Below are 5,325 nucleotides of genomic sequence, written 5' to 3'. Positions count from 1 at the left end.
ATTCTTCCCTTTCGGAAAGGTATCCCCGACTTCGATGAACGTGAACAGCGTGTCAGCCGAGACAGGAGAATTCGGGGGGTCGCGTGTCTTCGTCCCCCCTTCGGGTGGCCGCTGTGCAGGTCAGCACCCACGGCCGATCTCGCGCTACCAGGATGTCCTCGATCAATGCGGGCCTGCTGATTCGAGTATCCGCCCTTCCGGTCGCTGACGTCCAGCGAATCGCGGTCTCGGACCAACGAAGTGGATACTGGACATCATGACCGAGCGCGCGTACGCCCCTGGCCTCGACTCAACGGATTTCCGTGTCCACGTCGTCTCCCAGGCCATCAGACTGTTCTCCGAGAACGGGTACGAAGCCACCACTGTCGAGCAGATCGCTTCGGCGGCCGGCGTCTCGCGGCGCACCTTTTTCCGGCAGTTCCGGTCCAAGGAGGATGTGATCTTCGCCGATCACGAATCGTTGTTGCAGCAGGCTGCCGCTTATCTTTCGTCGGAGTCCGAGGACCCGTGGGGAGCAGTGTGCAAGGCGGCGAGCCTGGTGTTCGGTCGGTTCCGCGAAAATCTAGACCTGTCCATCCGCCGGTATCACGTGGTACAGCGCGTCCCCGCCCTGCGTGAGCGGGAGATTGTTACCGGCGACCGTTACGAACGGTGTTTCGTCGACTACCTGCGCGGCGCGGCGCCCACCGAACCGGTGCTGAAGGTGATCGGGTTCGCGGCCGCCGTCACTGCATGTCACAACTACTTGCTCCGGAACATGATCAGGGGCGATCCCGGCGCCACGGCGGAAGAGCTCGAGCGCGCCCTGCTCGACGTTCGTCGTACATTCGGAGTGGCCCCAGGAACGCCGAAACAGGGCCGGGACGCCGTACTGGTCGTGTCCTATCCACCCGGCACGCCTGTCGAGGACATCACCGGACAGATCGAGACGCAACTGTCCGCGCCTCGCGGGTGAGTGCTCCGATGATCACAACCGCCTGGACTGGCACTCAGTGCCGTGGTTGACTGCACAGTGCTGGTGGCAGGCTGCAGACCGACTACCGCTCAACCTCACCCGTATGAGAGCTAAATCTGGCACCTGGTGCCAGTCGGATTCGGTATCGCCGAGACCGACAACGAGATAAACAAGGAGTGCCCCCAAAATGGCCGGAAACCCGGACTTCGACCTGTTCAAGCTCGGCGACGAGCACGAAGAGCTGCGGTCTGCGATCCGCGCACTCTCCGAGAAGGAGATCGCGCCCCACGCGAAGGAAGTGGACGAGGATTCCCGCTTCCCCGAGGAAGCCCTCACCGCCCTGGTGAACTCGGGGTTCAATGCAATCCACGTCCCCGAAAAGTACGACGGCCAGGGCGCCGATTCCGTCGCCACCTGCATCGTCATCGAAGAGGTCGCTCGCGTGTGCGGCTCCTCCTCGCTGATCCCTGCCGTCAACAAGCTCGGCACCATGGGCCTGATCCTCAATGGTTCCGAAGAACTCAAACAGCAGGTCCTTCCGCAGTTGGCTTCCGGCGAGGCCATGGCCTCGTATGCGCTGTCCGAACGTGAGGCCGGCTCCGACGCCGCGAGCATGCGCACACGCGCCAAGGCAGAGGGTGACGACTGGATCCTCAACGGCTCCAAGTGCTGGATCACCAACGGCGGCAAGTCCAGCTGGTACACCGTCATGGCGGTGACCGACCCCGACAAGGGGGCCAACGGTATCTCGGCATTCATGGTCCACAAGGACGACGAGGGGTTCGTCGTGGGGCCGAAGGAGAAGAAGCTCGGCATCAAGGGCTCGCCGACCGCCGAACTCTACTTCGAGAACTGCAAGATCCCCGGTGACCGCATCATCGGTGAGCCCGGCACCGGTTTCAAGACCGCACTCCAGACTCTCGACCACACGCGGCCCACCATCGGTGCGCAGGCAGTCGGTCTCGCTCAGGGTGCGCTCGACGCGGCCCTCGCCTACACCAAGGATCGCAAGCAGTTCGGCAAGTCCATCAGCGACTTCCAGTCCGTGCAGTTCATGCTCGCCGACATGGCGATGAAGGTCGAGGCCGCACGCCTGATGGTCTACACCTCCGCTGCTCGCGCGGAGCGTGGCGAGAAGAACCTCGGGTTCATTTCTGCCGCCGCCAAGTGCTTCGCATCCGATGTCGCGATGGAGGTCACCACCGACGCCGTGCAGTTGTTCGGCGGCGCGGGCTACACCACCGACTTCCCCGTGGAACGCATGATGCGGGACGCCAAGATCACCCAGATCTACGAAGGTACCAACCAGATTCAGCGCGTCGTCATGTCGCGCGCGCTTTTGAAGTAAGCGACACCGTACATCCGGCAGTCGCTCATAGAAGGAGAATCGTGAAGCTAGTAGGTGTGATCGGCGGCGGCACCATGGGTGCCGGCATCGCCGAGGTATGTATCAAGGCCGGGAGTGCAGTCCTCGTCCTCGAGACCAAGCAGGAGTTCGCCGAGGCGGCGCAGGCGCGGATCGAGAAGTCCCTGGCTCGCGCGGTCAAAGCCGGAAAACTCGAACAGGCCGATGCGAACGAGGCACTCGCCCGGGTGCGAGTCACCCTCGACATCGAGGAGTTCGCGGACCGCGACCTCGTGATCGAGGCAGCACCCGAGATCGAGTCGCTCAAGGTCGATCTCTTCCAGAAGCTCGACAAGATCGTCAAACCCTCCGGCATCTTGGCGTCCAACACGTCATCCATCCCGCTGATCAAGATGGCCAACGCCACGCAGCGTCCCGAGCAGGTCGTCGGTGTTCACTTCTTCAACCCGGTGCCGGTCATGCCGCTGGTGGAGATCGTGGTCAGCCTCGTCACATCCGAGGAGACCGTTGCCGCGGTCACCGATTACGCGAAGAACACGCTCGGCAAGAAAACCGTTCGCGCGGGCGATCGTGCGGGCTTCATCGTCAACGCCCTGCTGATTCCGTACCTCACGTCCGCCGTTCGGATGCTCGAGTCCGGCTACGCAACCGCCGAGGACATCGACGAGGCCATGAAGGGCGGCTGCGGGTACCCGATGGGTCCGCTGACGTTGATCGACACGGTCGGTCTCGACATCACCCTCGCCGCGGCGGAGTCGTTGTACGCGGAGTTCGCCGAACCGCACTATGCTCCCCCGACGCTACTCAAGCGCAAGGTGGACGCTGGACACCTCGGAAAGAAGAGCGGCAAGGGTTTCTACGACTACAGCTGATCCAGTGTCGCTGCTACGCGATGACGCCGTAAGAGGTGGAGCGGGCCACCCAGCCTTCGGTTGGGTCGCCCGCTTCACTTATGTGGAGTCCAGCCCTACCGCTTGACCGCGTACCCCATGTACGAGTTGGCCGTACTCCTGATCTGCCCGAAGTCGAGTCGTCGGCTCAACTCTCCGTAGCTGAGACTGCTGCCGCCTACCCGTACGAAGTCGAGCAGTCGGAGTGGGTTCTTCGCCCGCGGCCCGAGTCCGACGATCTCGCCTACCGAAAGGCCGTGGCGTTCGGTGACCCGAACCAGTTCCGCAGGCGTGATGAACATCGACCACTCGTGGATAGGAGTGTCGAACACCCTGGTCAGCCGCCACTCCTGAAGAATCTTGATCGCGATGAGCTTGCTCGTGCGGGTGCGATTGATGGTGTCGAACAGGTAGAGCCCGCCGGGTTCGAGTACGCGCGCTGTCTCGGCGATTACAGCATCGAGATCCGACACGTGCTCGAGGACGTCGCAGCAGTACGCCACGTCGAACGTGGCATCCGGGACCGGCAATCGTTCGCCCACACCGATCCGATACTCGATTTCGAGTGCCGAAGCGGCGGCGTGGCGGCGCGCCGCATCAACCGATACCGGCGACGGATCGACACCGACCACCTGAAACCCGATGCGAGCGAACTGTTCCGCGAGAAAGCCACCACCTGAACCGATGTCGAGGGCCCGCAGTGGTGTGAAATCAGGGCCTGTGAAATCGCGGCCGACCCGTTCGCCGAGGATCTTCTGGAAATACGCGAATCGCCCCGGCGTCATGCTTCCGTGTAGCAGGTTCAGCGGGTTGTCTTCATCCCACCACGTTTCGCCCACACGGTTATAGATGTCGTTGTCGATGGCCACCCGAACCACCTCTGTCCGCCGAGCGCATACGTGACCGACACCAAGTCTTCTACGGTGTGCCCATCACGTTCTGAGGATCCCGCGCAGTCAGGGTTGCGGCATTTCCGGCGCTGGCTCGTCCAACGGCGGCAACTCGTCCAACGGCGGCAACTCACCCAACGACGGCAAGTCCTTTTGAAGGACGAACCCGGCGATGGGGATGTCGTTGATGTAGAAGCTGCCCTCGTAGGACCCGTCTGGTCTCAGAGTCAGCCGGTCTGTCAGAAAACTCAGGCCCGCGGGACTGTAGTCGGTGACGATCTCACCGTTCACGTCCCGAAAGGTCATACCGAAGAGATATGGGAAGTCCACATGGAAGTTGTCCATCGCCGTTCCATACCCGAAGGTCTTTCCCTTCCAGATCAGGTCGATGAAGGGAATGTTGGAGACTCCCTGATACGTCCCGAAGGGCAGTGAGGTCGCGATCGGAATCGAGGCCGGGCCGATCACACCCGGTTCGGCCGGCGTCTGCGCAGATCCTTCCGCGACTGGCCCGAATGGCATCGGGCCTATGTTTATCGGAAGCGGTCCCGACGGCACCGGGCTCAGGTCTAGCGCGATTGGCCCCGACCGCGCCGGCTCGGGTTCCGGCTCTGCCACAGCTGTTCCAGTACCGACGAAACACAAACCACCCGCCGCAACGGCTCCGAGGGCGGCGACCTTGCGAATGATGTCCATAAGTTCTCCGTCTATCGCGATATGGATGGCGGAAGTGTCGCACAACCCGGACGCTTTGGGCGCGCAGAAACGATCACCGAGACGCTTTCGTATCCTGATTGGGTGGCAGCTTCCGATACCGACCATACAAGCGTACGGGTCGACAGCTGGGTCTGGGCAGTTCGGCTGTTCAAGACTCGGTCGGCTGCGGCTGCGGCCTGCCGTTCGGGCCATGTACGTGTCAACGGCACCACCGCCAAACCCGCGCAACCCGTGAAAATCGGTGATGACGTGCGCATCCGAACTGGCGGAACCGAGCGCATCGTTGCCGTGGCCCGGCTCATCGCAAAGCGTGTGGGGGCGGCGGTGGCCGTCGAATGCTTCATCGACAACACACCGCCGCCCCCACCACGAGAACTACTGGCTGCAATCCCTCGACGCGACCGCGGAGCAGGCCGGCCCACCAAACGTGAACGTCGGGAGATGGACCGGCTCCGCGATCGGTAACGATGGACCGTCCCGCGACTGGTAACTATGGACCGCCCCGCG

6 protein-coding genes are annotated in these 5,325 nt (G+C 62.7%); 4 read left to right on the top strand and 2 right to left on the bottom strand.

Annotated elements, in window-relative coordinates:
• The first annotated feature begins 256 nt into the window (after nucleotides 1-256).
• From BFN03_RS00540 to BFN03_RS00530, 3 genes are all read left to right on the top strand, one after another.
• Nucleotides 257-955, top strand: coding sequence for a TetR family transcriptional regulator (locus BFN03_RS00540; RefSeq protein ID WP_070377368.1), 699 nt, complete (start codon nucleotides 257-259; stop codon nucleotides 953-955).
• A 187-nt stretch (nucleotides 956-1,142) separates the two neighbouring features.
• Nucleotides 1,143-2,303: an acyl-CoA dehydrogenase gene (locus tag BFN03_RS00535; RefSeq protein WP_070377367.1), complete on the top strand. Its 1,161-nt coding sequence runs from the start codon at nucleotides 1,143-1,145 to the stop codon at nucleotides 2,301-2,303.
• A gap of 41 nt (nucleotides 2,304-2,344) precedes the next feature.
• Nucleotides 2,345-3,193 carry a 3-hydroxybutyryl-CoA dehydrogenase gene (locus BFN03_RS00530; RefSeq protein ID WP_070377366.1) on the top strand — a complete coding sequence of 283 codons (849 nt, stop codon included), beginning with the start codon at nucleotides 2,345-2,347 and terminating at the stop codon, nucleotides 3,191-3,193.
• A gap of 95 nt (nucleotides 3,194-3,288) precedes the next feature.
• On the opposite strand, the gene ubiG is transcribed toward BFN03_RS00530, so the two are convergent.
• The gene (ubiG, locus tag BFN03_RS00525) at nucleotides 3,289-4,089 is read right to left on the bottom strand and encodes a bifunctional 2-polyprenyl-6-hydroxyphenol methylase/3-demethylubiquinol 3-O-methyltransferase UbiG (RefSeq protein ID WP_070377365.1); all 801 of its coding nucleotides are present in this window, start codon (nucleotides 4,087-4,089) and stop codon (nucleotides 3,289-3,291) included.
• Nucleotides 4,090-4,167: 78 nt separating this feature from the next.
• Nucleotides 4,168-4,797, bottom strand: coding sequence for a hypothetical protein (locus BFN03_RS20535; RefSeq protein WP_070377364.1), 630 nt, complete (start codon nucleotides 4,795-4,797; stop codon nucleotides 4,168-4,170).
• 102 nt (nucleotides 4,798-4,899) lie between these two features.
• Here BFN03_RS20535 and BFN03_RS00515 point away from each other — a divergent pair, with 102 nt between their 5' ends.
• On the top strand, nucleotides 4,900-5,283 hold the full coding sequence (locus tag BFN03_RS00515; protein WP_070380480.1) for an RNA-binding S4 domain-containing protein: 384 nt from the start codon (nucleotides 4,900-4,902) through the stop codon (nucleotides 5,281-5,283).
• The last annotated feature ends 42 nt before the right edge of the window (nucleotides 5,284-5,325 follow it).

The sequence above is a fragment of the Rhodococcus sp. WMMA185 genome (assembly GCF_001767395.1).
Lineage (GTDB): Bacteria > Actinomycetota > Actinomycetes > Mycobacteriales > Mycobacteriaceae > Rhodococcus_F.
Note: the sequence above shows the minus strand (reverse complement) of the source record. Positions and strands in the feature narration are given on the sequence as shown.